Source organism: Pseudomonas sp. 05N431 (assembly GCF_056397005.1).
This window is the reverse complement of sequence record NZ_JBFTMN010000009.1, coordinates 32,184-57,746: the sequence shown is the minus strand read 5'-3', so window position 1 is coordinate 57,746 and position 25,563 is coordinate 32,184. Positions and strand designations below refer to the sequence as shown.

The 25,563-nt window shown below is 57.5% G+C and carries 30 protein-coding genes; 13 read left to right on the top strand and 17 right to left on the bottom strand.

Annotated features, from left to right (window positions below; translation table 11 throughout):
- Positions 1-22: 22 nt before the first annotated feature.
- Together AC1DIG_RS16760 and AC1DIG_RS16755 are read right to left on the bottom strand one after the other, a co-directional pair.
- Positions 23-745 carry a glycerophosphodiester phosphodiesterase gene (locus AC1DIG_RS16760; protein WP_477768192.1) on the bottom strand — a complete coding sequence of 241 codons (723 nt, stop codon included), beginning with the start codon at positions 743-745 and terminating at the stop codon, positions 23-25.
- A gap of 13 nt (positions 746-758) precedes the next feature.
- Entirely contained in the window at positions 759-1,343 is a 585-nt protein-coding gene (locus tag AC1DIG_RS16755; protein WP_477768191.1) for a PilZ domain-containing protein, read from the bottom strand.
- Between the two features lie 94 nt (positions 1,344-1,437).
- On the opposite strand from AC1DIG_RS16755, the gene AC1DIG_RS16750 reads away from it, so the two are divergent.
- The 3 genes from AC1DIG_RS16750 (at position 1,438) to AC1DIG_RS16740 (ending at position 4,690) form a co-directional block, all read left to right on the top strand.
- Complete coding sequence (locus tag AC1DIG_RS16750) at positions 1,438-2,688, top strand: lipoprotein-releasing ABC transporter permease subunit (protein ID WP_477768190.1); 1,251 nt, start codon at positions 1,438-1,440, stop codon at positions 2,686-2,688.
- Between the two features lie 7 nt (positions 2,689-2,695).
- Positions 2,696-3,379 (top strand): lipoprotein-releasing ABC transporter ATP-binding protein LolD, encoded by a 684-nt coding sequence (gene lolD / locus AC1DIG_RS16745; RefSeq protein WP_173859959.1) that lies wholly within the window; start codon positions 2,696-2,698, stop codon positions 3,377-3,379.
- 66 nt (positions 3,380-3,445) lie between these two features.
- A complete protein-coding gene (locus tag AC1DIG_RS16740; RefSeq protein ID WP_477768189.1) occupies positions 3,446-4,690 on the top strand; it encodes a lipoprotein-releasing ABC transporter permease subunit in 1,245 nt (414 codons plus the stop codon).
- 125 nt (positions 4,691-4,815) lie between these two features.
- On the opposite strand, the gene AC1DIG_RS16735 is transcribed toward AC1DIG_RS16740, so the two are convergent.
- Together AC1DIG_RS16735 and AC1DIG_RS16730 are read right to left on the bottom strand one after the other, a co-directional pair.
- Positions 4,816-6,177, bottom strand: a complete 1,362-nt coding sequence (locus AC1DIG_RS16735; protein ID WP_477768188.1) for a heavy metal sensor histidine kinase — start codon at positions 6,175-6,177, stop codon at positions 4,816-4,818.
- Positions 6,177-6,857 (bottom strand): heavy metal response regulator transcription factor, encoded by a 681-nt coding sequence (locus AC1DIG_RS16730; RefSeq protein ID WP_477768187.1) that lies wholly within the window; start codon positions 6,855-6,857, stop codon positions 6,177-6,179. Before AC1DIG_RS16730 ends, AC1DIG_RS16735 begins: the two co-directional genes overlap by 1 nt.
- Positions 6,858-7,012: 155 nt before the next feature.
- Here AC1DIG_RS16730 and copI point away from each other — a divergent pair, with 155 nt between their 5' ends.
- Positions 7,013-7,570 carry a copper-resistant cuproprotein CopI gene (gene copI / locus AC1DIG_RS16725; RefSeq protein WP_477768186.1) on the top strand — a complete coding sequence of 186 codons (558 nt, stop codon included), beginning with the start codon at positions 7,013-7,015 and terminating at the stop codon, positions 7,568-7,570.
- Between the two features lie 61 nt (positions 7,571-7,631).
- A complete protein-coding gene (queF, locus tag AC1DIG_RS16720; protein WP_477768185.1) occupies positions 7,632-8,462 on the top strand; it encodes an NADPH-dependent 7-cyano-7-deazaguanine reductase QueF in 831 nt (276 codons plus the stop codon).
- A gap of 170 nt (positions 8,463-8,632) precedes the next feature.
- Here the strand turns inward: queF and AC1DIG_RS16715 are convergent, their stop codons facing one another.
- Together AC1DIG_RS16715 and AC1DIG_RS16710 are read right to left on the bottom strand one after the other, a co-directional pair.
- Positions 8,633-8,896, bottom strand: a complete 264-nt coding sequence (locus AC1DIG_RS16715) for a DUF4404 family protein (RefSeq protein WP_054593163.1) — start codon at positions 8,894-8,896, stop codon at positions 8,633-8,635.
- A 123-nt stretch (positions 8,897-9,019) separates the two neighbouring features.
- Positions 9,020-9,640 carry an HAD family phosphatase gene (locus AC1DIG_RS16710; RefSeq protein ID WP_477768184.1) on the bottom strand — a complete coding sequence of 207 codons (621 nt, stop codon included), beginning with the start codon at positions 9,638-9,640 and terminating at the stop codon, positions 9,020-9,022.
- 203 nt (positions 9,641-9,843) lie between these two features.
- Between AC1DIG_RS16710 and AC1DIG_RS16705 the strand changes: the two genes are divergently transcribed.
- Entirely contained in the window at positions 9,844-10,533 is a 690-nt protein-coding gene (locus AC1DIG_RS16705; protein WP_477768183.1) for an MlaA family lipoprotein, read from the top strand.
- A gap of 63 nt (positions 10,534-10,596) precedes the next feature.
- Here the strand turns inward: AC1DIG_RS16705 and AC1DIG_RS16700 are convergent, their stop codons facing one another.
- Positions 10,597-10,896 (bottom strand): PilZ domain-containing protein, encoded by a 300-nt coding sequence (locus tag AC1DIG_RS16700; RefSeq protein WP_477768182.1) that lies wholly within the window; start codon positions 10,894-10,896, stop codon positions 10,597-10,599.
- A gap of 276 nt (positions 10,897-11,172) precedes the next feature.
- Here AC1DIG_RS16700 and rssB point away from each other — a divergent pair, with 276 nt between their 5' ends.
- A complete protein-coding gene (gene rssB / locus AC1DIG_RS16695; protein WP_477768451.1) occupies positions 11,173-12,354 on the top strand; it encodes a two-component system response regulator RssB in 1,182 nt (393 codons plus the stop codon).
- Positions 12,354-12,836 (top strand): anti-sigma factor antagonist RssC, encoded by a 483-nt coding sequence (gene rssC, locus AC1DIG_RS16690; RefSeq protein ID WP_054593158.1) that lies wholly within the window; start codon positions 12,354-12,356, stop codon positions 12,834-12,836. The genes rssB and rssC overlap by 1 nt, the downstream gene beginning before the upstream one ends.
- 242 nt (positions 12,837-13,078) lie before the next feature.
- Here rssC and tal read toward each other — a convergent pair whose 3' ends face one another.
- The 4 genes from tal to dusA all read right to left on the bottom strand — a co-directional run bounded on the left by tal (position 13,079) and on the right by dusA (position 16,460).
- Positions 13,079-14,005 carry a transaldolase gene (tal, locus tag AC1DIG_RS16685; RefSeq protein ID WP_477768181.1) on the bottom strand — a complete coding sequence of 309 codons (927 nt, stop codon included), beginning with the start codon at positions 14,003-14,005 and terminating at the stop codon, positions 13,079-13,081.
- Positions 14,006-14,234: 229 nt separating this feature from the next.
- On the bottom strand, positions 14,235-14,732 hold the full coding sequence (locus AC1DIG_RS16680; protein WP_019692711.1) for an RES family NAD+ phosphorylase: 498 nt from the start codon (positions 14,730-14,732) through the stop codon (positions 14,235-14,237).
- Entirely contained in the window at positions 14,732-15,202 is a 471-nt protein-coding gene (gene parS / locus AC1DIG_RS16675; RefSeq protein ID WP_019692710.1) for a type II RES/Xre toxin-antitoxin system antitoxin, read from the bottom strand. Before parS ends, AC1DIG_RS16680 begins: the two co-directional genes overlap by 1 nt.
- A gap of 256 nt (positions 15,203-15,458) precedes the next feature.
- Positions 15,459-16,460, bottom strand: a complete 1,002-nt coding sequence (gene dusA, locus AC1DIG_RS16670; protein WP_477768180.1) for a tRNA dihydrouridine(20/20a) synthase DusA — start codon at positions 16,458-16,460, stop codon at positions 15,459-15,461.
- Between the two features lie 241 nt (positions 16,461-16,701).
- On the opposite strand from dusA, the gene AC1DIG_RS16665 reads away from it, so the two are divergent.
- Complete coding sequence (locus AC1DIG_RS16665; protein WP_477768179.1) at positions 16,702-17,364, top strand: hypothetical protein; 663 nt, start codon at positions 16,702-16,704, stop codon at positions 17,362-17,364.
- A gap of 102 nt (positions 17,365-17,466) precedes the next feature.
- Here the strand turns inward: AC1DIG_RS16665 and AC1DIG_RS16660 are convergent, their stop codons facing one another.
- Positions 17,467-18,081: a hypothetical protein gene (locus AC1DIG_RS16660; RefSeq protein ID WP_477768178.1), complete on the bottom strand. Its 615-nt coding sequence runs from the start codon at positions 18,079-18,081 to the stop codon at positions 17,467-17,469.
- A gap of 293 nt (positions 18,082-18,374) precedes the next feature.
- On the opposite strand from AC1DIG_RS16660, the gene AC1DIG_RS16655 reads away from it, so the two are divergent.
- Positions 18,375-18,842, top strand: a complete 468-nt coding sequence (locus tag AC1DIG_RS16655; RefSeq protein ID WP_477768177.1) for a cupin domain-containing protein — start codon at positions 18,375-18,377, stop codon at positions 18,840-18,842.
- Positions 18,843-18,996: 154 nt separating this feature from the next.
- On the opposite strand, the gene AC1DIG_RS16650 is transcribed toward AC1DIG_RS16655, so the two are convergent.
- Positions 18,997-19,830 (bottom strand): DUF3313 domain-containing protein, encoded by an 834-nt coding sequence (locus tag AC1DIG_RS16650; RefSeq protein WP_477768176.1) that lies wholly within the window; start codon positions 19,828-19,830, stop codon positions 18,997-18,999.
- A 483-nt stretch (positions 19,831-20,313) separates the two neighbouring features.
- Between AC1DIG_RS16650 and AC1DIG_RS16645 the strand changes: the two genes are divergently transcribed.
- A complete protein-coding gene (locus AC1DIG_RS16645) occupies positions 20,314-20,613 on the top strand; it encodes a DUF6124 family protein (RefSeq protein WP_477768175.1) in 300 nt (99 codons plus the stop codon).
- Between the two features lie 35 nt (positions 20,614-20,648).
- The gene (locus AC1DIG_RS16640) at positions 20,649-20,909 is read left to right on the top strand and encodes a hypothetical protein (protein ID WP_477768174.1); all 261 of its coding nucleotides are present in this window, start codon (positions 20,649-20,651) and stop codon (positions 20,907-20,909) included.
- A gap of 303 nt (positions 20,910-21,212) precedes the next feature.
- Here the strand turns inward: AC1DIG_RS16640 and AC1DIG_RS16635 are convergent, their stop codons facing one another.
- Positions 21,213-21,341 carry a hypothetical protein gene (locus AC1DIG_RS16635; RefSeq protein ID WP_347929516.1) on the bottom strand — a complete coding sequence of 43 codons (129 nt, stop codon included), beginning with the start codon at positions 21,339-21,341 and terminating at the stop codon, positions 21,213-21,215.
- Between the two features lie 715 nt (positions 21,342-22,056).
- Here AC1DIG_RS16635 and AC1DIG_RS16630 point away from each other — a divergent pair.
- Complete coding sequence (locus AC1DIG_RS16630) at positions 22,057-23,622, top strand: alpha/beta hydrolase family protein (RefSeq protein ID WP_477768173.1); 1,566 nt, start codon at positions 22,057-22,059, stop codon at positions 23,620-23,622.
- Positions 23,623-23,672: 50 nt separating this feature from the next.
- Here AC1DIG_RS16630 and arsH read toward each other — a convergent pair whose 3' ends face one another.
- From arsH to AC1DIG_RS16615, 3 genes are all read right to left on the bottom strand, one after another.
- On the bottom strand, positions 23,673-24,368 hold the full coding sequence (arsH, locus tag AC1DIG_RS16625; protein ID WP_477768172.1) for an arsenical resistance protein ArsH: 696 nt from the start codon (positions 24,366-24,368) through the stop codon (positions 23,673-23,675).
- A gap of 13 nt (positions 24,369-24,381) precedes the next feature.
- The gene (locus AC1DIG_RS16620) at positions 24,382-24,852 is read right to left on the bottom strand and encodes an arsenate reductase ArsC (RefSeq protein WP_477768171.1); all 471 of its coding nucleotides are present in this window, start codon (positions 24,850-24,852) and stop codon (positions 24,382-24,384) included.
- 210 nt (positions 24,853-25,062) lie between these two features.
- On the bottom strand, positions 25,063-25,551 hold the full coding sequence (locus AC1DIG_RS16615) for a hypothetical protein (protein WP_477768170.1): 489 nt from the start codon (positions 25,549-25,551) through the stop codon (positions 25,063-25,065).
- Between the last annotated feature and the right edge of the window lie 12 nt (positions 25,552-25,563).

Here is a 25,563-nt window from a genome sequence, read left to right as displayed (position 1 = left end):
GAGCCGGCCGGGGAGACCGATTTCAGCAATTCTCGAGCGTGGCGCTGGCCAAACCGGGAAAGTCTGTAATCAGGCTGTCAACGCCGAAATCAGCGAGCCTGCGCATCAGCGCGGGTTCGTTGACTGTCCATACCGACACATGCAGACCTTGTCGCTGCGCCTTCTGCAGGCGTTCCGGCGTACACAGGGTCCAGTTCAGCGCAAGAATCTCACAGCCATAACTTTGCGCGACCTTCAGCGGGTCGAGCCAGGCATATTCGGCGACCAGTCCACGCGACACATCCGGAACCAGATCCACTGCGGCTTTCAGCACTTCGCGTGAGCTCGAGGTGATGGTGACCTTGTCCAGCAAGTCAAACCGCTGCGCCATTTCGCGAATCGCCAGCACCGTCGTCGCTGCGCGGGTGCGTGAAGCGCTTTTGACTTCAAGCTGCCAGTGCTCGAAATCGCATTTTTCGAACAATTCTTCCAGCGTAGGAATCGGGCAGGGCTTGATCCAGCCCGGACCACCCTTGCGTGCATCGTAGGTCACCAGTTCTGCCGCCGAATGCTCGACCACCTTGCCACGACGCTCGGTGGTGCGCTTGAGCGTCGGGTCGTGGATGACCATCAACTCGCCGTCCATGGACAGGTGCAGGTCCAGTTCGCAGCGGCGTACGCCGTGCTTGAGGCATTGCTGGAAACTGCTCAGGGTATTTTCCGGTGCTTCGCCTTTGGCGCCGCGGTGGCCGTAGATTAGGGTCACGGGTCTTCCTTAATTAATTGCCTGATTCGTTTTGCTCGCGTGCCAGGCGTCGCTCATGCGCCTGCCTCTGCAAGATATAGCGGGCCAGCAGTTGTCGTTGCGCATCGGTCAGGGCTTCAAACTCGGCGCCGATCGCAAAGGTGCCGAAGCTTTCCGGTTCACAGTGAGTAACCTTGGCCCGCAACAGCAGGCCCAGCGCTTGCGGCATCAACAACAGCTTGATTGCCACATGGCTGCCGGCCGGGTAGGCGAGGTGGTGCTCGAACTCGATGCCACCTTCCGACAGCACCACGTGCTGCGGCTCACCGAACTTGCCGAGCACGGTTTGCGCCACGACCTGACTCAGCAGGTCGATGCGCTTGTTCATGACCTTCAGGTAGTTGGCGGTGTTTCGGTCCCGCTCACTGATCTGGCGCAGCAAGTGCTGCGACTCGAATTCGCTCAGGTGCAGTTCGCTGAGCAGGTTGAACAGCGGGGAAGCATCCTGCAACACTTCCTGGCCTGCTGCTTCGGGGGCAGACAGGGGCCGAATTTCCAGTGCGATCGTGTCCTCGATACGGTAGTATTCGCGGCGATCTTCTTCATCTAATGTCGACATGGCGAACCCATGGTAGCGGCGGTGGTCTGAGTGTAAAGCTGGTTATCGACCCCCGCCACAAGGACGTTCCTTTTCCCTCCGAACAAGCCCCGACATGTTCAGACCTCTCTTCGTATTTATCGGCACGCGTTATACCCGTGCAAAGCGTCGCAATCATTTTGTGTCGTTCATTTCCCTGACCTCGATGATCGGACTCGCCCTCGGCGTGGTCGTGATGATCGTGGTGCTATCGGTGATGAACGGCTTCGATCATGAGATGCGCACCCGCGTGCTGGGCATGGTGCCCCACGCGACCATCGAGTCTGGTGAGCCCATCAGCGACTGGCAAAGCCTGGCCGCCAAGGTCCAGCAGAACCCGCAAGTGGTGGCGGTTGCGCCGTTCACCCAGATGCAGGGCTTGCTGACCAACAACGGCCAGGTGCAGAAAGTCCTGCTCAATGCCGTCGACCCGGATCAGGAACGCAAAGTCTCGATCATCGACAACTTCATGACGCAGGGCAAACTCGACGACTTGTCGCCGGGCAGCTTTGGCATCGTGATCGGTGACAAGGCCGCGACCAAGCTCGGCGTGGGTCTCGGCGACAAGCTGACCTTCGTTGCGCCGGAAGTCACCGTGACCCCGGCCGGGATGTTCCCGCGGATGAAGCGCTTCACCGTGGTCGGCATTTTCCATGTCGGCGCCGGTGAGCTGGACGGCTACCTGGGGCTGACCAATCTGGATGACCTGGCGCGCCTGCATCGCTGGAAGCCGGATCAGGTCCAGGGTTTGCGTCTGAAGTTCGACGATTTGTTCCAGGCGCCTCGCACCGCATGGAACATCGCCCAGAACCTGGGCGGAGACCACTACTACGCTCGTGACTGGACCCGCACCCACGGCAACCTGTATCAGGCGATCCGCATGGAAAAAGCCATGATCGGCCTGCTGTTGCTGCTGATCGTTGCGGTGGCCGCGTTCAACATCATTTCGACGCTGGTGATGGTGGTGAACGACAAGAAGGGCGACATCGCGATCCTGCGGACCCTCGGTTCCACGCCGGGCCAGATCATGGCGATCTTCATGGTCCAGGGCACGGTGATCGGCGTGGTCGGCACGGCGATCGGTGCCGTGGTCGGGATGTTCGCCGCACTGAATGTCAGCGCCGCGATTTCCGCCCTCGAAGGCCTGATCGGGCACAAATTCCTTAACGCCGACGTGTACTTCATCGACTACTTGCCGTCGCAACTGATGGCCGAAGACGTGTTGATGGTCAGCGGCGCGGCGTTGGTCCTGAGTTTCCTCGCCACCCTTTATCCAGCCTGGCGTGCTGCGCGCACCCAGCCTGCGGAGGCGCTACGTTATGAGTGATTTGGGTATGAGTACTAAAGCAGTCTTGAGTTGCCGCGACCTGGGTAAAGCCTACGAGGAAGGCCCGGAATCGGTGGTGGTGTTGTCCGGTTTGCAGCTGGAGCTGCATCCGGGTGAGCGCGTGGCAATTGTCGGTACCTCCGGTTCCGGTAAAAGTACCTTGCTCAACCTGCTCGGCGGCCTTGATACGCCGACCAAAGGTAGTGTCTGGCTGGCCGGTGAAGAGCTGTCGGCGCTCAACGAAAAGGCCCGTGGCCTGCTGCGTAACCGCTCGCTGGGCTTCGTTTACCAGTTCCACCACTTGCTGCCCGAGTTCACTGCGCTGGAAAACGTCTGCATGCCGCTGTTGATCGGCCGCACCGCGATCCCGGAAGCCCGTCAGCGCGCTACGGCCTTGCTGGAGCGGGTAGGGCTGGGCCATCGTCTGGAGCACAAACCGGCTGAACTGTCCGGTGGTGAGCGTCAGCGCGTGGCCATCGCCCGCGCGCTGGTGAACAAGCCGGGGCTGGTGATGCTCGATGAGCCGACCGGTAACCTCGACTCGCACACCGCCCAGGGCATTCAGGATTTGATGCTGGAGCTCAGCACCTCGATGCGCACCGCGTTCCTGGTGGTGACTCACGACATGAACCTGGCTCGCCAGATGGACCGTGTCCTGCACCTGCAGGAAGGTCGCCTGACTCCCATCTGATTGGCCGAAACCCGGCACGACTGAAAAGCGTGTCGGGTCTTTTATTTTTATACGGTGCCCCAGCGAATGTTCAGACCGTTATCGATCTTTATCGGCACGCGCTATACCCGCGCCAAGCGCCGCAATCGCTTTGTTTCGTTTATCTCGATGACCTCGATGATCGGCCTCGCCCTGGGCGTGCTGGCGATGATCGTGGTGCTGTCGGTAATGAACGGCTTCCAGCGCGAAATGAGCTCGCGCATTCTCGGCATGGTGCCCCACGCGACCATCGTTGGCGTCAAGCCGATTGACGATTGGCAACCTGTCGCCGCTGCCGCCATGAAGAATCCGCAAGTGACCGCCGCCGTGCCGTTCACCGAGATGGAAGGCATGCTCTCCTACAAGGGCTCGATGCAGCCGATCCAGATCAGCGGCGTTGATCCGGCACAGGAAGGCAAAGTGTCCATCGTCGCCCAGCACATCGTGCAGGGGCGTCTGGACGACTTGAAGCCGGGCGAGTTCGGGGTGGTGGTCGGTGAAATCACTGCACGCCGTTTTCGCTTGAACGTCGGCGACAAGATCACCCTGATCGTGCCGGAAGTCAGCACCGCACCGGGTGGCATCACGCCGCGCATGCAGCGGCTGAATGTGGTCGGGGTGTTCAAGGTCGGCGCGGAGCTGGATGGCTCGATGGCGCTGATCCACGTCGCCGATGCCGCGCAAATGCAGCATTGGGAACCGAATCAGGTGCAAAGCGTGCGCCTGGCGGTGAAGGACTTGTACGCCGCACCCAAGGTGTCGTCAGACATCGCTGGCGGTCTGGGCGCCGACTTCAAGGCCGATGACTGGACCCACACCCAAGGCAGTCTGTTCAGCGCCATGAAAATGGAAAAAACCATGATCGGCCTGTTGCTGCTGATGATCGTGGCGGTCGCTGCGTTCAACATCATCGCCACCCTGATCATGGTGGTGAACGACAAGGGCGCCGACATCGCGATCCTGCGGACCATCGGCGCCACGCCTCGGCAGATCATGGCGATCTTCATGGTTCAGGGCACGGTGATCGGCATCGTCGGCACGCTGATTGGCGGCGTCCTCGGGGTGATCGCCGCGTTGAACGTCAGTGAGATGGTGGGCTGGCTGGAGCGTGTGACGGGCCAGCATATCTTCAGTTCCGACGTGTACTTCGTCAGCAACTTGCCGTCGGAATTGCAGGGCGGTGACGTGCTGCTGATCTGCTCGGCGGGCTTCATCATGAGCTTCCTGGCCACGGTGTACCCGGCCTGGCGCGCAGCGAAGATCGAACCGGCGACCGCGTTGCGCTATTCGTAAGTCGTTACACCGCTATCGCGAGCAAGCTCGCTCCCACATTGGACCTGTGTTAACCGCCAATTAGTGGTTTAACTCGGTCAACTGTGGGAGCGAGCTTGCTCGCGATGGGGCCAGCCAGTCTGGCCTCAACCCCCCTTCGGCAACTCCATCAAAAACCGTGTCCACCCCTGGCCTGATTCGCAACGAATCGTCCCGCCATGGGCGCGGATGATCGACTGAGTGATCGCCAACCCCAATCCTGCATGCTCGTTACTGCCTTCATGGCGCGCCGGGTCTGCGCGGTAGAACCGGTCAAACAAACGTGGCAACAGGTCTTCAGAAATCCCGTTGCCGCTGTTTGCAACGGTCAGGCTCAACCCCTTCGGCTCATCGACAATCTGCACCTGGATCTCACCGTTTGGCGGGGTGAAGCGCAGCGCGTTGTCCAGCAGATTGGAGAGGGCGCGGCGCAGCATGCTGCGGTCGCCGCTGAGGTTGGCACTGCCGAGGCGGGTCAGCTTGACCCGTGCGTCTTCGGCCAGCGGTGCGTAAAACTCCAGCAACAGATCCGCTTCCTCGGCCAGTTGCAGCGGTTCGCGTTTTGGTGTCAGCAAGCCGTGATCGGCCTTGGCCAGATACAGCATGTCGTTGACCAGCTGCGCCATCCATTGCAGCTCTTCGAGGTTGCTGTGTAGCGCTTCGCGATAATCTTCCAGGTCACGTGGGCGGGTGAGGGTGACCTGAGTGTGAGTCAGCAGGTTTGATAACGGCGTGCGCAGTTCGTGGGCGATGTCGGCAGAGAAGGCTGACAGGCGCTGGAACGAGTCGTCGAGACGGCCGAGCATGGCGTTAAAAGTGTGAGCCAGATTGGCGAGTTCGGCGGGCATTTGATCTTCGGGCAGGCGTTGGGTCAGCGAACTGGCGGACACCCCGGCGGCCACTTCACTCATGCGTCGCAATGGCCGTAAACCACTGCGCGCCGCCCACGCGCCGAGCAGCGCGGTGGCCAGCGCCGACAGTCCGACGGTCAGCCAGATCAAATGCTGCATGCGCTGCAAAAAGTGCTGATGGTGAGTGATGTCGAGCATCAGAATCAGCTGTGCGGAGTCGGCTTTGCCCGGCTCCAACGCGGCGCTGTAGACCCGATACTCCGTGCCGGTGCTGTGCAAACTGTGAAGACCGGGCTGGGTTGGCAAGTCGGCAGGCAGGTTCGCCGCACTTTCGAACCACACGCGGCCATCGGCGCCGCGAACCCGCAACGCCAGGTCTGGCTGATGGCTCATTTCATCTTGCAAACCGTCTTTTCGCTCAGCGAACAATTGCGGGTCGTCGGCGCCGGCCAAGACACTGCGCAGGGCGATCAACTTGCCATCGAGCAATTGCTGGTCGAGTTCAATGAAGTGCGTCTCGCTGGCGCGACTGAACAGCACGCCGGCAAACAAGGAAACCACCGCCGTGCAAGCGGCAAACAACAGTGCCAGACGGCCGCTCAGGGACAGACGGCGCATCAGGCGGGGCGCTCTTCAAGCACATAACCCATGCCGCGTACGGTATGAATCAACTTGTTCGTGAAGTCGTCGTCGATCTTCAGGCGCAGACGGCGGATCGCCACTTCAATGACATTGGTGTCACTGTCGAAATTCATGTCCCAGACCTGCGAAGCGATCAGCGATTTGGGCAGCACCTCGCCCTGTCGGCGCAGGAGCATTTCCAGCAGGGCGAACTCCTTGGCGGTCAGGTCGATGCGCTGGCCGCTGCGCTCGACCCGACGGCGAATCAAGTCCAGCCGCAAATCAGCCAGTTGCAGACTGGTTTCCTGCGGCGTCGTGCTGCCGCGACGTAACAGGCTGCGCACGCGGGCCAGCAATTCGGAAAAGGCGAAAGGCTTGACCAGGTAGTCGTCGGCGCCCAGTTCCAGGCCATGAACCCGGTCTTCAACGGCATCGCGGGCGGTGAGAAACAGCACCGGGATGTCCAGACCGGCGCTACGCACTGTATGCAATATCTGCCAGCCGTCACGGCCGGGGAGCATCACGTCGAGAATCAGCAGCGCGTAATCACCGGTTAACGCCAGATGCTGGCCGGTGTTGCCGTCGGCCACCAGTTCGACGTTGAAACCGGCCTCGGTCAGGCCTTGGCGCAAGTAATGGCCGGTTTTCGGTTGGTCTTCGACGATCAGCAATTTCATGGGCAACTCGAGGTCAATGGAACAGGTGCGTTATACCGTGGCGGGCGGCGATGCAGTGCAACCTTACAAAGTTGTAATCTGGCCGTCAGCTGGCTGGCAGTGGCGCAGTAGTAGAGTTTCCCACAAGCTGAACCTTATCTTGTTGGAGGGTGATCATGTTTTTGCGTCATCGATTGGTACTTGCCGGCTGCTTGTTGGCGTTGAGCTTTTCCGTATGGGCCTCGCCGGCACAGACCTACGACTTCGGCGCGCCAGCCCCGGCGGCCAAGGCTACGCGCAGTGTCGAAATCGTGATGGGCGATATGTCGTTCACGCCCAAGGCGCTGGACATCAAAGCCGGTGAGACGGTGCGTTTTATACTGATCAATAAAGGCCAGTTACTGCACGAATTCAACCTGGGCCATGCGGCGATGCATGCTGTGCATCAACAGGAAATGCTGAAAATGCAGCAGAGCGGCATGCTCACCCCGACCGCGATGAAAAGCGCTTCCATGGACCACGGCTCGATGCCGGGTATGGATCACAACTCGATGCCAGGCATGGATCACGGTGCGAGTATGAAGCACGATGATCCGAACAGCGTGCTGGTGGAACCGGGCAAAACCGCCGAGCTGACCTGGACTTTCAAGAAGGCCGGCAGTCTGGAATTCGCCTGCAACATCCCCGGCCACTATCAGGCGGGTATGGTCGGCAAATTGACTGTCAGTCAGTAAGCACTCAAAGGCGGGAGCAAAGGCTGTTAGAATCCGCTGATTCTTCAGTCAGGTTTCCGCCATGCATCCCGCAGCCGAACATTCGCCGCTGGGCAAATCCAGCGAATACATCGCCACGTACACGCCGTCCTTGCTGTTCCCGATCCCGCGCACCGCGAAATGGGCCGAGCTGGGCCTGACGGCTGAAACCCTGCCGTACAAGGGCGTGGACTTCTGGAACTGCTTCGAACTGTCCTGGCTGCTGCCATCGGGCAAGCCGGTGGTGGCCATCGGCGAATTCAGCATCCCGGCGGACTCGCCGAACATCATCGAATCGAAGTCGTTCAAGCTGTACCTGAACTCACTGAACCAGACGCCGTTCGCCGATACCCATAGCCTTGAAGCCACGCTGGTGAATGACCTGTCGGCCGCCGCGGGCAAGCCGGTTGGGGTGCGCATTCGCAGTTTGAGCGAGGTCGAGGCTGAAGGCGTTGTCGCGCTGCCAGGCGTGTGCATCGATGATCTGGATATCAGCGTCAGCAACTACGAGCATCCGCGCCCGGAACTGCTGCGTTGCGATGATTCGCGCATCGTTGAAGAAAGCGTGCACAGCCATCTGCTCAAATCCAATTGCCCAGTCACCAGCCAGCCGGATTGGGGCAGTGTCGCAGTCGAGTATCGTGGCGCGGCGCTGGATCACGCGAGCCTGTTGGCCTATCTGGTGAGCTTCCGCCAGCATTCGGACTTCCACGAGCAGTGCGTAGAGCGGATCTTCCTCGATTTGCAACGTTTGCTGAAACCGGAAAAACTGACCGTGTATGCGCGTTACGTGCGTCGCGGCGGGCTGGACATCAACCCGTATCGCAGCACTGAAGAAGTGCAACTGCCGAACCTGCGGTTGGTCCGTCAATAAAGAACAAATGTGGGAGCGAGCTTGCTCGCGATAGCGATCCGACCATCACCTTGATGTTGAATGTGCTGCCGCCATCGCGAGCAAGCTCGCTCCCACAGGGGTTGTATTTCAGGTCGTATAAAACGAAAAAGCCCCGCTATCGCTAGCGGGGCTTTTTTGCATTCGAGGGGTCAGATTCCGATGTTGCCCAGGGTCTGCACGATGTTGCGCAACACGGTGGCCAGCGCCGGGTGGTCCACTTCAAAACGCTCCACGGCAAGGTTGACGCCGTCCGCCAGGCTGCTGTCCTGCGTCGCGGTTTCGAGTTTGATCTGCGCCTCAATCTTCTGCATCAGTTCTTGCAGGTGCTCACGTTCTTCCAGCGTGAGCGGTGGGTTCTGCTCCAGTTGCTCGCGCAGGGCGTTGAGCTGTTCTTGCAGTTCGCGGGCAGGCATGGCGTTCTTCCTTTTATCGATAGGCACTGGCATAGACCGCAGCGATGGGCCAAAGGTCTGCATCTGACCTTTAGATTAATCCACTGGCGAGCGAAGTGCATGATCTTGATCAAGAACGGCCGATCAGGGCTTTTCACCCTTGTGTCGGCGCAGGCCGATGTCTGACAGGCAGGTGTCGAGTTCACCCAGATGATCGATCACCGAGTGCACGCCAAGGCCGAACAATTGCATGGTCGCCTTGCCACGCTTGAGCTCGCGCTCCTGCTGACTCAAGGCTTGCCACTCATTGGGTGTCAGCCCGCAGAGCGAACCACAGGACGCCAGGCCGATGGTCCAGAGCCCGGCGTTGAGGCCTGATTGCAGCAAGCGCGGCTCGCCGCTGACCAGCACGCAACCGTCCAGGCGATCGATGTTCAGCGCCATCAATGCTTGCCAGCACGCATCGGGGGAGGGCCATTGTCCTCTGTTCAACGTGTGCGGGCTGGCGGTGATCCAGTCCGGCAGCGAAGTGGCCAGCGCAAGGCTTTGTGCGTGTGGCAACTCGTCGAGCCAGGCACAGGGAATGCCTTGAAGCTGCAGGCGGTTCAGCGCTTCCAGGGCGCCCGGTGTCAGGTGCGCTCGTTCAGCGGTGTCGCGGTCGTTGTGACGGCTGCGGGCGCCGAAATCCACCAGGCAGCCGCTGAGGCCGAAGAGCACGGCGGTCGGGTTGGGAGTGCTCTGGGGGAGGGCTTGTGCGTGGGGCATTTCAACGTCCCTGAAATAATCTCAGAGAGTAGGGAGGCCCCATGACAGTTGAGTGACATCGGGATGAATCAGCCGCACCAAGGCCGGTTCGCCGTAGGGTGTTTCCCGGGTGGCTGCCTAAAAATGCTTATCCGTCTTATACTAGCGCGCTTATCGCCCGGGTATTGAGGCCCGCGCCAGTTCGGTCCAAGGAGTTTTTTGCTATGCGCTGGAGCAATCGTCTAGCTCGACTATGTATGTGTGCCAGCGTATTGCTGGTTCCGTTCGCCGTCCAGGCGGCGTCGGAAGATGACCCTTGGGAAAGCATTAACCGTCCGATCTACACGTTCAACGATGTACTGGACACCTACGCCTTGAAGCCGATTGCGCAGGGCTATCAGTTCATTACGCCGACGTTTCTCTCGGACGGTATTCACAACATGTTCCGCAACATCGGTGACGTCGGCAACCTGGCCAACGACATCTTGCAGGCCAAGCCACGCGCCGCTGGCGTCGATACGGCTCGCGTGCTGATGAACACCACTATCGGCCTGGCCGGGTTCTTCGATGTGGGCACCAAAATGGGCCTGCAACGCAACGACGAAGACTTTGGCCAGACCCTTGGCCACTGGGGTGTACCGAGCGGCCCTTACGTGATGCTGCCGTTCTTCGGCCCGAGCACGCTGCGTGATGCACCGTCCATGTACGTCGACACCTACACCAAGCCTTACCGCTACATGAACGACATTCCGGCACGCAATATGGCGCTTGGCATGAGTGTGATCGACACCCGTGCCAGCCTGTTGTCGAGCGAGAAGCTGATCACCGGCGACAAATACATCTTCATTCGCAACGCTTATTTGCAGAACCGCGAATTCAAGGTCAAAGACGGCAAGGTGGAAGACGATTTTTAAATCGTCACCCGCGCTACAACAAGAAGGCGGCCATTTGGCCGCCTTCTTTGTTTGTGTCTGTGCTCAATTCATTTTCAGGATTGTAAGCCCAAGTTTCTGGCCGCCAGCCTCCTGTTGAGTCACCCAGACCACTTCGGTCTCGGCTTCCAGGCCCTTGAGCGCCGCGTGCTCGGAATCGATCCGTACGTTCAGCTTGTCGCCCACCTGAAACGAGCGGGCCGCCTGAACCTGCATGCCGCTGCTGGAAAGGTCGATACAGACGGCTGGAATCAAATCGCCGGCGTGAATCAATGTGACATCCGCATCGACCCGCATGCGGATGTAATCGCGCTTTTCACTGTAGTCACGATCGGTTTGGCTCATGGGCTCGATCCTTCCATTGTGTTGCGGTTTTGGCTGTTCTTATAACTCCCGGTGATTTGCGATGTAAAGACGCCTGATGACCATCGGCGTGAGCTTGAAACGCCTCGCGGATGGGAGTACCGTCTGCGCCTTAGAAGGGCACCTCTGATGAACACGCTTGTAGGGCAAATGCTCGAAAGCGGTGCGACAGAGAGGCTAGAAAGCGAATCCAGTAGTGTGTGCCGGGCCGAATGCCCTGCCAGCTACGCCAACCTAATTCTGGCGCCGTTTGCCCACATGCAAAAAACCAGTGCCACGCTGCTGATAATCGATGACGACGAAGTAGTACGCGCGAGTCTCGCGGCCTATTTGGAAGACAGTGGGTTCAGCGTCCTTCAGGCCAGTAATGGCCAGCAGGGGCTTCAGGTCTTCAAGAAAAACCAACCCGATCTGGTGATCTGCGATCTGCGCATGCCGCAGATGGGCGGGCTCGAACTCATTCGTCAGGTCACCGACCTTTCGCCGCAAACGCCGGTGATCGTGGTGTCGGGTGCCGGCGTGATGAACGACGCTGTCGAGGCCTTGCGCCTGGGCGCGGCGGACTACCTGATCAAGCCGCTGGAAGATCTGGCCGTGCTCGAGCACTCCGTGCGCCGGGCCCTGGATCGTGCGCGCCTGCTGCTGGAAAACCAGCGTTATCGGGTAAAACTCGAAACCGCCAACCGCGAGCTCGAAGCCAGCCTGAACCTGTTGCAGGAAGACCAGAACGCCGGGCGCCAGGTGCAGATGAACATGCTGCCGGTCAGTCCCTGGACGATCGACGAGTTCAAGTTCGCGCACCAGATCATCCCGTCGCTGTACCTGTCGGGCGACTTCGTGGACTACTTTCGGGTCGACGAGCGTCGGGTAGCCTTCTACCTGGCGGACGTTTCAGGTCACGGCGCTTCATCGGCATTCGTGACCGTACTGCTGAAATTCATGACCACGCGCTTGCTGTTTGAGTCCAAGCGCAATGGCACCTTGCCAGAATTCACCCCTTCAGAGGTCCTTGGTCATATCAACCGAGGCCTGATCAGCTGTAAGCTGGGCAAACATGTCACGATGGTCGGTGGAGTCATCGACGAGGAGACGGGTTTGTTGACCTATAGCATCGGCGGACACCTGCCGTTGCCAGTGTTGTACACGCCAGACAGTGTGGGTTATCTCGAAGGGCGCGGCCTGCCGGTGGGCTTGTTCAATGAAGCCACCTACGAAGACCACGTTATCGAGCTGCCACCGGTGTTCAGCCTGACGCTGATGTCCGATGGCATTCTGGACCTTTTGCCAGAACCTACACTCAAAGAGAAAGAGGCTGCCTTACCTGAACGGGTAAGAACGGCGGGCGGCAGCCTGGATGGCTTGCGGCAGGTTTTTGGATTGGCCACGCTAGGGGAGATGCCGGATGATATCGCCCTGTTGGTGTTGAGCAGGAATCTTTAATGAGTACCGGTAGAATCCAGTTCGCCGAGCAGGACGGCACCTTCGTCCTGAAGTTCGTCGGTGAAGTTCGCCTGACCCTGTGTTCGGCGTTGGATGCGACTATTGAGCGGATCTTCAGCGCGTTGAATTTCAACGCGATCGTGATCGATCTGACCGAAACCCGCAGTATCGACAGCACCACCCTGGGCCTGCTGGCCAAGCTGTCGATCATGTCGCGGCAAAAGGTCGGCCTGCTGCCGACCGTCGTCACCACCCACGAAGACATCACGCGGCTGTTGGAGTCCATGGGCTTCGAGCAGGTGTTCAACATCGTTGACCGCCCGATTCCGTGCCCGGAATGCCTGACCGATTTGCCTGACCAGGATCAGTCCGAAGAAGTGGTGCGGATCAAGGTGCTGGAAGCGCACAAGATCCTCATGGGCCTGAACGATTCCAACCGCGAAGCATTCCATGACTTGGTGAACGCCCTGGAGCGTCACTGATCCTCTGAATGGGGGTGGGCCTTACCGGCCCCATCGCGAGCAAGCTCGCTCCCACACTTGTCTTGCGTCGATTACATTTGCATGGTCTGACACAGATCCCCTGTGGGAGCGAGCTTGCTCGCGATGGGGCCAGACCTGCCACCCGTTACTCTGGCGCGAAGCTCATACAATTTCCGCGGCCAGCCGCACAAAAAAGGGCGAACCTGTGAGGGTTCGCCCTTTTTGCATCACGCTGAATCAAATCACAGCTTGGCTTGCAGCAACGCCTCAAGCTTTTCCTGGTCGCGAGCGAACTGACGAATACCTTCAGCCAGTTTCTCGGTGGCCATGGCGTCCTCGTTCGACGCCCAGCGGAACTGTGCTTCAGTCAGGCTCTGACGCGCTTCGCCAGCGTGGCCTGGCGCCAGTTTGCGTTCCAGCTTGCCGGTGTCGGCTGCCAGTTTCTCGATCAGGTCCGGGCTGATGGTCAGGCGATCACAGCCGGCCAGTTGCTCGATCTGATTGAGGTTACGGAAGCTCGCACCCATGACCACAGTCTTGTAGTCATTGGCCTTGTAGTAGTTGTAGATGCGCGTCACCGACTGCACGCCCGGATCATCGGCCCCGGTGTAGTCGTTGCCGTTGGCCTTCTTGTACCAGTCGTAGATACGGCCCACGAACGGCGAAATCAGGAACACTCCGGCCTCGGCACAGGCAACCGCCTGAGCGAAAGAGAACAGCAGCGTCAGATTGGTCTGAATACCTTCGCGTTCCAGCTTCTCGGCGGCGCGAATACCTTCCCAGGTGGAAGCGATCTTGATCAGCACGCGGTCGCGGCCAATGCCGGCCTTTTCGTACAGCTCGATCAGACGGTGCGCGCGCTTCAATACGGCGTCAGTGTCGAACGACAGGCGCGCATCCACTTCAGTGGAAATACGCCCCGGAATCACTTTCAGAATCTCTTGCCCGACCGCGACACCAAAGCGGTCGCTGGCCAGGCCTACGTCGCCTTTGCAGTCGCTGACACAAGCGTTCAGCAAATCGGCGTAAGCAGGAATGGCCGCCGCTTTAAGCAGCAGGGAAGGGTTGGTGGTGGCATCTACCGGTTTAACGCGAGCGATTGCCTCGAAGTCGCCAGTATCGGCCACTACGGTGGTGAATTGTTTGAGTTGTTCCAGCTTGGAAGTCATGAGCGTGCTCTATCCTGTGGGTCTGTTGACATTACCCGAGCGCTGACAGCCACTCAAGGGTGTAAATGCGTAACAACGGCCAGGGCGGCAACAACCTGAGAACAGGCGTTTGAAAGGCCTGGCGCTATCCGTTAAATACGATGCTGAAATGGCTTACAGGTTCAAAGGAGGTGACGGGTAGCGGCAAGAGAGAAGCTGCCGATCCGAGTTGTCCCTAATGGGAGGCTAGTCAGCGAACTGGCGGGTTCAAGCGCGTATCGAGGGCAAACCTTTCTTGCCGGACAACCTCAAACAACCCTTCAGCCAAATCTGGATTCATTATGATGTTCCAGCTATGTCGAGAGACTGCCGATGGAATCAGGATGAACGGGTGTAGCGCCAGTAGATCATCTCCGAATTTCTGTTGGTCAAGGCTAGGTGTGCCCGGTACCAGCCAGTTCGGGTTTGGGACATCGTCAGGAGTCACGCGATGCACATGGGATAGATCGATGACGCGTGCGCCAGTCAGTACATGGGGGACCGCATCGAGCGCGCGAAAGCCTTTATGGACGGCGACTTCAAGGATGGCCGTAGAAGGATCGGCAGAGCTATATACCGCTTTTACTCCCTTCGAATTCCATCGACCACCACCCAGTTCTGCGCCGATCCCACTGAACCATGTCGCAGAGTGCTCCTTACGGTCCAGTCTCCAGAGGTATACCTCCTTACTCCCAAGCGGTAAGTCCATCAAGAATAGACTCCATATTCCATACGGGTCAGGAAGTCATCGACCAACTCAAAGCCCACCTGAGTGGTCAGTAAATCCATTGGTGCGCGCCCCTCAAGCCCAAGCGCGGGCGTTACCATCCAGTTCGCCGATTCCTGCCGGTCGCCAAAAACCTCCTCTGCTTTACTGAATATCTTGGCCAACCGCCAGGCACTGCTGCTTTGCTCGGACGTCAGCGGTTCCGGGTTTTTGATGCGGCGTTGAAGGGTGCGATCAGAAATTCCAATGATTTTGACGAAAACCTGCTTGTCTTTGAATCGATTGATGGACTGAACGAAGCTGATCACCACATCTGAAGGAAACCCTTTTTCGATGAGCTCATGAACCTCGAATGCAGTTCGCGCGTGGGGTGGCCGGCTACCAAATAATAGCTGCAGCGGCTTGGTTGGATCCTGAGATTGGTAATGATGTGTTTCGACTTGAGCTGTCATGGGAGGCTACCTCGCGCGTGCCATTTGGCGAAAGTATAGGGCCATATGGCGAGAGTGGCGAATTTTTGGATTGAGGGAACCAAGAGTGCCGAGATAGGGCCGCAAGCTGCCAGCGGCTGACTACGGCCCAATTTTCGATAATGTTGGAGGAAGCCGCCCGGCGAAGGCTGATTCCTACCGCGTCTGTCCGCGTGATCTGACTTACGTGGCAGTAAACGTGACTACCATCGTGTAATGATCAGCTTGCCGTCGCGGGCTAGCGCCCCTCCAGCAACTCCGCCGCCTGATCCAGCAACGCCAAAGGCTCTTTAGCCTTGTGAATATCCACCGACAACAACTGCCGGAACTTGCGCGCCCCCGGAAAACCGGTGCCCAGGCCCAGCACATGCCGAGTGATATGGTGCATCGCACCGCCCGCATCCAGATGTGCGGCGATATAAGGCCGCAACTGCGCCAGCGCCTCGGCCCGCGAAATCACCGGCGCCGTGCTGCCGAACAGTTGCTGATCGACCTCCGCCATCACATAAGGATTGTGATACGCCTCACGGCCCAGCATCACGCCGTCAAAGGTCTGCAAATGCTCGTGACAGGCCTCCAGCGTCTTGATCCCGCCGTTGAGAATAATCTCCAACTCCGGAAAATCCGTCTTCAACTGCGCTGCCACGTCATAGCGCAATGGCGGAATGTCCCGATTCTCCTTCGGCGACAACCCCTCCAGAATCGCAATCCGCGCATGCACCGTAAAACTCGTGCACCCGGCATCCCGAACCGTCCCGACGAAATCGCACAGCTCAGCGTAACTGTCGCGCCCATTGATCCCGATCCGATGCTTCACCGTCACCGGAATCGACACCGCATCGCGCATTGCTTTCACACAGTCCGCCACCAACACCGGATGCGCCATCAGGCACGCACCAATCATATTGTTCTGCACCCGATCACTCGGACAGCCGACATTGAGGTTCACCTCGTCGTAACCGTGCTCCTGCGCCATGCGCGCGCAGGCGGCCAGGTCGGCTGGGACGCTGCCGCCCAACTGCAGCGCGAGTGGATGCTCGGCTTCGTTGTGACGGAGGAAGCGTTCGTGATCGCCGTTGAGCAGCGCGCCGGTGGTGACCATTTCTGTGTAGAGGAGCGCGTGCTTGGAGAGCAGGCGCAGGAAGAAACGGCAATGGCGGTCAGTCCAATCCATCATCGGCGCCACACTGAAGCGGCGGGAGAGGGCTGGTGCGGTTTTCTGAGCAGATGATGGGAGCATTGGGTATCTAGGTGGGTAAGGCGAGGGATGGCAGTTTATCAGGAATGGGGTGGGATGGCTGAAGGAGCGAGTATATAGCTGTCTGTAGGATGGTCAGCGGAGGCTACGGTTTGAAAGTCGTGGTCTGTCACCTTAGTGCACAAATGTGGTCGTAATGCTTTGGGATTGAGGCAGACAAATCTGACTGATGGCTGATAGCATCTAGCTATCAATGTCTATACCCGTTTCAGGAAGGGATTCCATGTCGAAAAAAATTCTTGCTGCAGTACTGGCCACCGCTAGTTTTTTTGCGGGTGTGCAAAATGCTCAGGCGGCTGACAACCTGTTTAAAAGCTACGTTTATGACACCTCGATTGCGAGTTACACCGAAGCTGCGGGTTACTACGACTGCTCGGCGGATTTGGGTGTTCCTGCGAGATGCATTGATGACGTCGATTTTATTGGCGAGAAATTCACAGCGGCTTTGATTTTCAGCAGCGACAAGCTATCGATGGTCTCGCTGTTAGCGCCCTTTGATCGGGATCTATATGGACGTGCCTTTGTGGCACTTGCCAAAAGCTTTGGATTGGTAGCCTTGTCCGACGGGAAATCCGTGCTGGATCTCGTTGAGCTTGCAGGTAAGGCAAAAAGCAAGGACGAGTACACTACCAAGATCAAAAACTACGAAAGTGTTGGTTTGAGCTCGAACGATTTGACCTACACCTTTTTCGAAGGCGTTACCTCACTGAAGGCGTATTCCAGCGTACACAATTTGATGACATCGGTTCCCGCCAATACTCGCAGCGCTGAGTTGCTTATTAGTGGCGAAGGCGAGGAATCCAGTATCGTGATCAGGTTTTCTTTCCCAGGGCTTGATGGACAGAAGTTCATTCAGGAAGCCAAGAAGCCTGTCGAGTCTTTCTGATATCGCGTAATTCGGGGACAGACCACGATTTCTGGATTCAGTGATTAAGCCGGTGCCAAATTAATCGTGGTCTGTCCCTTAAGAATCACGGGCGGTTAATGTTCAAAAGTTGAAGCGTTCTTCAAATACTGTTTGCGGCCCCACCTTGACGGTGCACTGGCGTGCGATTTCGACGGGCATCACCTTGCCCAGCAACGGCAACATGCCCTTGTAGAACACTTTGTCACAGGCCACATCCTTGCTGAAGGCTTGGGAGTTGCCCTCTGCGTCGGCAGTGATATGGCAGCCGGCAATCAGTTCGGCAGACAGGTCTTTTAACGGCAGAGGCTTTTGGGTGCTGCTCTCCTGAACTTCGATCAGCTCATTGCAACCACCGCTGACCGCACCCTCCTTGACGGTTTTTTCAAAGGCAACGCGTTCGTAATCGGTGCCGGTGAAGACAGCTTGATCGTTGACGCTGACTCGGTATTGCGATGGCTGGAAGGCAAGGGACTTGATGCAGAAACGGGTCGTGACCGGCTGGTTATTGACCGTGGCAGTTGCCAACTTACAACCTGGAGTGGCATGGGTGAAGGCAGCGTCAGGCGAATTGACGCAACCGACCAGCGATAGCAGGCACGCACTAATCATGATTTTTTTCATGGGATTCCCTGTGATTGAACGCGCCGTTTCCAGCATACGGCGCTGAAGGCGCAATGATATCACTGGCTTGCCCACAGGTTTACTCGGCGTCAGCAGATCCAGCGTTTGACGAAGCTGTGGGGGCCGTCAATCACAGTAATGCGGGGAGATATAACGATTTTTGGCTTGAGTGATTAAGCCGGTGCCAAATTAATTGTGGTCTGTCCTCGAAATTCCTCCTTGGAGAGCAGGCGCAGGAAGGAATGGCAATGGCGGTCTGTCCAACCAGCTCTAGACTCTTATGATCAGTTAGGCAGAGAGTCTTGGTAGGCCAATGCCGGTGTGCTCAATATCTCCGACCTCGTTCCAACCGCTCTGAGGAGAACACGATGAACAACAATCTCGCGACGTTATCTGTTGTCTTTGCGATTGGTTGCCTTGGGTCATCAACGGGGTGGGCTGAGCCTGGCGCTTACATCATGGTTACCCCAAAAGACATCAAGTGGGCCGATAACCCTGCTTTACCAAAGGGGGCAAAAACCGCCGTCATCCAGGGCGACCCCAACACAGGCCCATATATCGTGCGAGTAAAACTTCCGCCGAACTATATTCTTCCCGCCCACACTCATCCTGACGAGCGCACAGTCACCGTGATCTCGGGTACGTGGTATCACGGCGATGGGGATAAGTTCGATGCGACAAAACTGCATGAATTTCCGGCCGGAAGTATTTATGGCGAGGGTCACGTGAGGCACTTTGGGGCAAGCAAAGGCACAGAGGTAATCCTTCAGGTAGATGGCCCAGGCCCAACCGGGATTGACTACGTCAACCCTGCAGACGATCCAAGAAAAAAATAGCGTTCATTCAGACAAGCAGTTTGAGTGGTCAGTCAGTTAAATAAGGATCCGTTGTGTATTTTTTCCTTGCTTAAGTCAATGGGTGTCCCCTTTATTGCTTCTACACAACCCGGCGATAGCCGGATTGCGGGTTATGGCATGCTGGTGAGCTGACTTACTCGACAGCGTCAACACAGTTGGTCGCTGCACGGCGCGTGCACAGGCGATAACGCATTTTTTCCGCCCAGTACTTTTCTGCCGCCGTCACGTCGCTCCACTTGTCATATGTGCTGCTTTCAAACAGACCGATAATTGGGCGACGCGAGCCTGTGCGGCGGTCGATTACGGCTGCGACGATTTCACCTGTTTGTGAATCGTACATCTTGCCTTCGACGGTAACTTGACCTGTGGCGAGCGGTTGGCCGGTGGTTTGCGTTGCCGCTTTCATCGCAACTGCTTTTGCTCCCGGAAGGCCTAGCGGAATGTACGAGGCGGCCTTGAGCGAGGTGTCGGAGGCTTCGGCATCGACGATCGCTACAGAGATCCGCAAGGTATCCGGGCCGGGAGTCTGGACCATCTGATAGTCCTTGCCGAATTGCTCATGCAACTGGTTATAGAAGCCTTGGGCAATCGCTTTGGCCTCGTCTTGTGGGGCATCCTTCAATTTCGATTTGGAACCGGCATACAGCTTGACCGGATCGAGCAGCACTTTGGTGAAGCGAGTAAAGCTCGCCGTGGAGGCATATTTCGGATTGCGGTACACGCGCAGTGCTTCGCCGTCCTTGCCTTCTTTCATCAGCGGGTAGACGTCGGAAAGAAAACCCGAGCCATTGAGGTTTTCTTCGCCCAGAGGTGTGTTTCTGTCGGGTTGCGAAGTCGTTGAACAACCGGCCAACGTGATGATTGCGACAGACAGTGCCAATGAACTCATGAGCGGTTTCATACAAATCGTCCTTGCTGAAGTCTGGGTTTGACGTGAGGGGGCAATTCCGAGGCCAATGCCACGCAAAAATGCTAGTTCATCAACCGATAAAAAACAGCACCCCAATCCACCGTTGCACACTTGTTTTGGATTTTTTCGGGGGGGCGTTCTTTAATTGGAAATTGGCGTGAGCTGGATGTCCCGTCCCGAATAAGGTTTACACCTGTTTCAGGACTACACAAATTGTGGCTTGCTCAGAAATTGCTACAAAGCGAAGAACTTGTAGAGGATTAGCCCGTCTGGCCGGGGCGCTGGTTGACTGCTACACCCAGTCCATCATCAAGGCGACGGCGAACAAGCAGGGAAAATTTTTACGATTGAATCCAGCTTCCAACACACCACACCTGCATCGGACATTTCCCGCAACCCGCATCGGTTTCAGCCGCTTTACCGCCATTCACCTCACCATATAGCCTTCCCCCGTCGCTGCAAAATCAGCGGCCGGATGTGGAAGTCCGTTCTATCGCTAAAGGAGCCCAAGCACCCATAAATGCTAAAGGAGCTTCACTCATGAAAAAAATCCCCCCCAATCCCCCCGAAACCCCAACCGTTTCCGACCCCACCACCCACGTCTTCACCATCGCCCCCAACATCGACACCGAAACCCTGCTAATCCACGCCTCCGAAACCCTGGCATCCCTAAACGCCATGACCACCGACCTGGCCTTCGAACTCGAAGGTTCGCGGCGCCATGTGGCGTTGGCGATGCAGCAACTGGTGGTACTCAGCGAGTTGTTGGTGAACCGCGCCTTGGAGCACTTCGACACGCCGGATGGAGTGTCCGGGGTTTCGTCTGCTGCTCGTCACTGAGTGCTCACGCTGGTTCATTCACTGGAGGTTTTGCCATGGCTCGATACATGCCGATCACCGGCATTGACTGCACAATTGCGTCGCTGCTGATCGATACAGAAGCGCCGGTCGATGTGTTGCACGATACGGCGGCGTACCGCATTCGCAGCGTGACGCAATTGCTGGAAACGCTTTCCCTGGGCGAGGGGCTTGGTCGTGATGCGTTGCTGTTGCGGGACTTTGCGCGGGTGTTGGCGATTCCGCTGCGCGATGGGTGTGATTTGATGGATGTGGTTGGGCGGCGGTTGCAGAGGTAAAGCAAAGGGGCGGCCGTGAGGTTGCCCCTTTTTGGTTGGGTTATCCGTTCTGTAAAGCTGTCGACTCCGCGTCAGGCCCGGGCTGTGTCAGGCAATGCGTTTCTTCAGGTGAGCCGCGTACTCAGGATTTGCGAGGACTTTGTCCTCGAACGCAGCCTCGCGGGCTCGGCAGCTGCTACGGACATGGTTCTTTTCAGTGTTTCAGCTTTGCGTAGATATGTATCGGTGCAGTCAGTGGGGGGGCGGGTTGATTTTTTAATAACCAACTTTATTTGCCCACTTATTTTTGAAAGTGACCGACAGTCAATCTACGCTCTCATTAGCCTCTTTTGTGGCCTGTTCTTTCTTTCGGTTTTTTAAATCTCTTCTGGCCGCCCATACAAGGCCAATGATTGTAACGGCAACAAGGATGATGATTTGTTCAGTAGGCATTTGCTTTCCTTCATAAGGCATCCGTTGGAGTAGCGACGTCCCTGAATTCGCATAAGGTTTGTCCATGCTAATCAACGAAAGGAATGCAATTGTTAAGAATGTGTACCTCAGATGTAAAAGAATGTGATCGGAGGAGGGGGGTGATCTGAAAAACGTATCCCTTGAGCCCAAGCAGGAAGCCGTACGTCTGATCGAAACGGGTCAGACAATAGCGGGGGGCTTCCCGCCCGTTGGGTATTTTTGACCAAACATTGTTCAGCTGAATCAAGGCCCAGGGCGAAGGCAAATTGACAGGAGCCGACAGCAAGGGACGCGACCGGCGCGGCCCAATTTCAAGCAGGTAATTTGTATGCGCTCGGTCAACCGGGTATTACGTCTATCGATTTGAATGGGTTTCCTGTCGATATCAAAAGTAATGGCAATGCGCCATTCGATGATGGTAGTTTCACTCGGAAGAATGGGCAAAGCGGCGATTTGTCCTCGCACTTGATCGCTGGGTGCGGATGCGCCAGTTTTGGCATCCGCTAGTTCAGCATTCATTGACTACCCTTTGGAAGTGCTGAGGCTCTTTCGCTCAGGACGATGCGGTGAGTAACTTATGTCAGCACGATTTAAGCAAATAATAGTCATTTTGTTTTATGTCCTTTTACAAGGACCAAATCCTGCCTACGCCGCGAATGAGGAGTCTGACGCTAGCAAGATGCCTGAGGCATCCATGAATGAGCGTGTGCTCAATATTCCTGGTGATAGCGAGCGCCCTGTTGCCCTGCAACTGACGGTATTGACTCCAAGTGGTCCAGGCCCGTTTCCCTTGGTGGTGATGAATCACGGCTCCGACGGCAACAAAAAGCCGAAGGATAATCCCCGCTATCACATGACTTTTTCCGCCTATTATTTTCTGTCGCGCGGTTATGCCGTGGCGCTGCCCATGATGCGTGGCTTTGCCGGGTCGGGCGGGCAACTCGAGCACCATGGTTGCGACTTTATATTGACCGGTCTCAACAATGCCAAGGACATCCGCGCAGTCATCCAATATATGACGGCGCAGCCCTATATCAATGGTCAACGTATTGTTGTTGCAGGCCAAAGTTTCGGTGGCTTCAACACGTTAGCACTCGGCACGCTCAACATCCCCAACGTCAAAGGCTTGATTAACTTTGCAGGAGGGCTCAAAGCATCTGATTGTGCCACCTCGGAGCAGAGCATTACCGTTGCCGCCGCCTACGACGGCGCACATACCACCATTCCGTCCATCTGGTTTTATGGCAGTAATGACAAAGTCTTTTCTGAACCGACCTGGCGCGCCACATATGCAGCGTATACCGCAGCAGGTGGTGCGGCCGAGCTAGTGGCGTATGGAAACTTCATGGAGGACTCGCATAACCTACTGGGTTTTCCGGAGGGTCTGGCGATTTGGGGGGCTAAAGTAGACACCTTCCTGGCCAAATTGGGGCTACCTAACAATCTGGTCTATCCCGAGTACCTGCCAGTACCTGCGCCGCGGCCAACTCAGTATGCCGCCATTGAGGATGTAGGCGCCGTGCCGCTTATGAATGATCAGGAGCGACAGCAATACCGGGAGTTCTTGACCAAGCCCTTGCCGCGCGCCTTTTTTATCGGCGAAAACGGTGGCATCGCGTCTATGCATGGAGGGTTCGATCCGCTCGGTGCCGGATATCGCGCCTGTAAAAATAAAGGCGCTAAGTGCTACCCCTATGCAGTGGATAACGAGGTGGTTTGGGTGAAGCCATTATCGACACCCGTTCCGCCACCGACGCATTTCGCGGCACTCGATGATGCGAATGCCGTGCCATATATCAACGATCAGGGCCGTAAAACCTATCAGCAGTTTTTAACAAAACGGCCTCCTCGCGCCTTTCTGATTGCTGGCGATGGCACCTCGGTTTCAACGCAAGGTGGTATTGATCCGCTTGGCAGGGGATTAGCCGAATGTAAAAAAATGAGGCGGAACTGCCGGCCCTACGCCGTGGACAATGACGTGGTCTGGGTTAAACCCGCACAAACTCCACCACCCACACATTTTGCGGCACTAGAGGATGCGACGGCTATTCCGTACCTCAGCACAGCGGCTCGAGAGGGGTATCGAAAGTTTCTGGCACTTAAAAAACCGCGCGCTTTTACCATTGCCCCCGATGGCGCGTGGTATGCCGCGGCCGGCGGCAACGAACCACTGCAAGTTTCTTTGGATGAATGTAAAAAAGCCCATCGAGATTGTCGGCCTTACGCGGTCGACGATGAGGTCGTATGGTCGAAAAAGTAAATAAAAAAGGCCACAACATATTCGTATTGTAGGGGGCTTCCGTAAGCCAGTTATATCGAACGCTGATTAACCCGCTTGCTCAGTTCCTCCGCACTTTCCTTGCGCTCCGAGTAGCGGTCGACGAGGTCGGGGCGGTCGCGTAGCAGGAGGGTGAATTTCACCAGTTCTTCCATCACGTCGACCACGCGGTCGTAGAGCGCGGAAGGTTTCATGCGGTTCTGATCGTCGAACTCCAAGAAGGCCTTCGGCACGGAGGACTGGTTGGGGATGGTGAACATGCGCATCCAGCGCCCGAGCACGCGCAGTTGGTTGACGGTGTTGAACGACTGCGAGCCGCCCGAGACCTGCATCACAGCCAAGGTTTTGCCTTGGGTCGGGCGTACGGCGCCCATCGCCAGCGGCACCCAGTCGATTTGCGCCTTGAACACGGCGGACATCGAGCCGTGGCGTTCGGGCGAGCACCACACCTGGCCTTCGGACCACTGCATCAGGGTCAGCAGTTCCTGGACTTTCGGGTGGTCGCTTGGGGCGTCATCCGGCAGCGGCAGGCCGGATGGGTTGAAGATGCGCGTTTCGGCGCCGAAGTGCTCCAGCAACCGGGCCGCTTCTTCCACCAGCAGGCGGCTGAACGAGCGCGGTCGGGTCGAGCCGTAGAGCAGCAATATGCGCGGCTTGGGGTTGTCGACTGCGGCGCGGTGCAGGGTGTCGGACAGCAGTGTGTCGAGGTTTGGCAGATGATCGCTCATGCGGCGCTCCAGGCTAAAGGGTGGCGATGCGCTCGAGTTCGCGCTGGAGTGCAGCGGCGTCGAGGCGTTCGAAAGGCAGCTGGAGGAAGGCGCGGCAACGGGTTTCGATGGTCGCCAGTGTGGCGTTGAAGGCGGCGTTGATTTGTTCCTCGCTGCCTTTGACGTCGGACGGGTCTTCAAGCCCCCAATGGGCCTTGAGCGCGGGGCCGAAATAGACGGGGCAGGTTTCACCGGCCGCCTTGTCGCACACGGTGATGACGATGTCTGGCGGGCTGTCTGCAAAGGCGTCGTTGCCCTTGCTGCTCAGCCCGTCAGTGGCAATGCCAGCGGCCTGCAAGGTGGTGAGGCTGCGCGGCAGGACCTGGCCTTTGGGAAAGCTGCCGGCGCTCACGGCTTCGAAACCGGCCGGGGCGAGGTGGTTGAACATGGCTTCGGACAGGATGCTGCGGCAGCTGTTGGCCGTGCACATGAACAGGACTTTCATCGATTTCTCCGTAGGGCGCCGGGCCGGGGGGATAGATATATGGATTGTCGAATATACGGATTGTCGGATATCAGGTAAAGCGCGGTGAGTGGCATGGGGGGCGGACTTCATGGCCGAAACGAAAATGGGCGACCGTAACGGGTCGCCCATTTTTCGGGATTGGCAGGGAAGGGTGACACACCACGATGCTTCCCCGCGTGGCGCTCTGCTTTAGAGCTCCAGGCCTTCCTGTATCACCGAGAGAAAGTTGTCCTCATCGAGCTCGACCGGATCCGGTCGAGGTTGTCCGCTGCGCGGGATCGTCTGCATCTGCCAATGCGTTTCACCGTGTTCGGTCTCGGTCCGGCGCAAATACCGCTCTTGGCCTTTTGAGAGGATATCGACACGGCCCATGCTACCAATGACGAAGCGAGCGATCGGGTCGAGGGTGATGCTGTGGTGATTGCCCTCGATCAGTAGTTTGTCGATGGCGTAGTTGAAGGTCTCGCCGGAGGGGAGGCTTTCGAAAACGTGTGTGGGGATGCGGCGAATGTTCAAGCCGGCTTCGGTCAGTGGCTCCAGCCATGTTTCAAGCTGGTGGTACATCTCATAGACCTGTATCGGCCAATGCTCAATCGCCGTGTCTGCGCAGGCTGCCGCGTCCGCACGGGTTTGTTGTTTCTGTTTCAGTTTTGCAGCGAGCTCATCTGCCTTACTCATTTCGATGTCCTA

What these genes read in the sequence shown, in the direction of transcription:
- AC1DIG_RS16655 (WP_477768177.1), top strand. Translation starts at nt 18,375, where the DNA reads ATGAACAACAATCTCGCGACGTTATCTGTTGTCTTTGCGATTGGTTGC.
- queF (WP_477768185.1), top strand. Translation starts at nt 7,632, where the DNA reads ATGCATCCCGCAGCCGAACATTCGCCGCTGGGCAAATCCAGCGAATAC.
- lolD (WP_173859959.1), top strand. Translation starts at nt 2,696, where the DNA reads ATGAGTACTAAAGCAGTCTTGAGTTGCCGCGACCTGGGTAAAGCCTAC.
- AC1DIG_RS16635 (WP_347929516.1), bottom strand. Translation starts at nt 21,341, where the DNA reads ATGCCTACTGAACAAATCATCATCCTTGTTGCCGTTACAATCATTGGC.
- AC1DIG_RS16740 (WP_477768189.1), top strand. Translation starts at nt 3,446, where the DNA reads ATGTTCAGACCGTTATCGATCTTTATCGGCACGCGCTATACCCGCGCC.
- AC1DIG_RS16755 (WP_477768191.1), bottom strand. Translation starts at nt 1,343, where the DNA reads ATGTCGACATTAGATGAAGAAGATCGCCGCGAATACTACCGTATCGAG.
- dusA (WP_477768180.1), bottom strand. Translation starts at nt 16,460, where the DNA reads ATGCTCCCATCATCTGCTCAGAAAACCGCACCAGCCCTCTCCCGCCGC.
- AC1DIG_RS16615 (WP_477768170.1), bottom strand. Translation starts at nt 25,551, where the DNA reads ATGAGTAAGGCAGATGAGCTCGCTGCAAAACTGAAACAGAAACAACAA.
- tal (WP_477768181.1), bottom strand. Translation starts at nt 14,005, where the DNA reads ATGACTTCCAAGCTGGAACAACTCAAACAATTCACCACCGTAGTGGCC.
- parS (WP_019692710.1), bottom strand. Translation starts at nt 15,202, where the DNA reads ATGACAGCTCAAGTCGAAACACATCATTACCAATCTCAGGATCCAACC.
- arsH (WP_477768172.1), bottom strand. Translation starts at nt 24,368, where the DNA reads ATGAGCGATCATCTGCCAAACCTCGACACACTGCTGTCCGACACCCTG.
- rssB (WP_477768451.1), top strand. Translation starts at nt 11,173, where the DNA reads ATGCAAAAAACCAGTGCCACGCTGCTGATAATCGATGACGACGAAGTA.
- AC1DIG_RS16680 (WP_019692711.1), bottom strand. Translation starts at nt 14,732, where the DNA reads ATGGACTTACCGCTTGGGAGTAAGGAGGTATACCTCTGGAGACTGGAC.
- AC1DIG_RS16620 (WP_477768171.1), bottom strand. Translation starts at nt 24,852, where the DNA reads ATGAAAGTCCTGTTCATGTGCACGGCCAACAGCTGCCGCAGCATCCTG.
- AC1DIG_RS16735 (WP_477768188.1), bottom strand. Translation starts at nt 6,177, where the DNA reads ATGCGCCGTCTGTCCCTGAGCGGCCGTCTGGCACTGTTGTTTGCCGCT.
- AC1DIG_RS16710 (WP_477768184.1), bottom strand. Translation starts at nt 9,640, where the DNA reads ATGCCCCACGCACAAGCCCTCCCCCAGAGCACTCCCAACCCGACCGCC.
- AC1DIG_RS16705 (WP_477768183.1), top strand. Translation starts at nt 9,844, where the DNA reads ATGCGCTGGAGCAATCGTCTAGCTCGACTATGTATGTGTGCCAGCGTA.
- AC1DIG_RS16715 (WP_054593163.1), bottom strand. Translation starts at nt 8,896, where the DNA reads ATGCCTGCCCGCGAACTGCAAGAACAGCTCAACGCCCTGCGCGAGCAA.
- AC1DIG_RS16700 (WP_477768182.1), bottom strand. Translation starts at nt 10,896, where the DNA reads ATGAGCCAAACCGATCGTGACTACAGTGAAAAGCGCGATTACATCCGC.
- AC1DIG_RS16730 (WP_477768187.1), bottom strand. Translation starts at nt 6,857, where the DNA reads ATGAAATTGCTGATCGTCGAAGACCAACCGAAAACCGGCCATTACTTG.
- AC1DIG_RS16750 (WP_477768190.1), top strand. Translation starts at nt 1,438, where the DNA reads ATGTTCAGACCTCTCTTCGTATTTATCGGCACGCGTTATACCCGTGCA.
- AC1DIG_RS16630 (WP_477768173.1), top strand. Translation starts at nt 22,057, where the DNA reads ATGAATGAGCGTGTGCTCAATATTCCTGGTGATAGCGAGCGCCCTGTT.
- rssC (WP_054593158.1), top strand. Translation starts at nt 12,354, where the DNA reads ATGAGTACCGGTAGAATCCAGTTCGCCGAGCAGGACGGCACCTTCGTC.
- AC1DIG_RS16645 (WP_477768175.1), top strand. Translation starts at nt 20,314, where the DNA reads ATGAAAAAAATCCCCCCCAATCCCCCCGAAACCCCAACCGTTTCCGAC.
- AC1DIG_RS16640 (WP_477768174.1), top strand. Translation starts at nt 20,649, where the DNA reads ATGGCTCGATACATGCCGATCACCGGCATTGACTGCACAATTGCGTCG.
- AC1DIG_RS16665 (WP_477768179.1), top strand. Translation starts at nt 16,702, where the DNA reads ATGTCGAAAAAAATTCTTGCTGCAGTACTGGCCACCGCTAGTTTTTTT.
- copI (WP_477768186.1), top strand. Translation starts at nt 7,013, where the DNA reads ATGTTTTTGCGTCATCGATTGGTACTTGCCGGCTGCTTGTTGGCGTTG.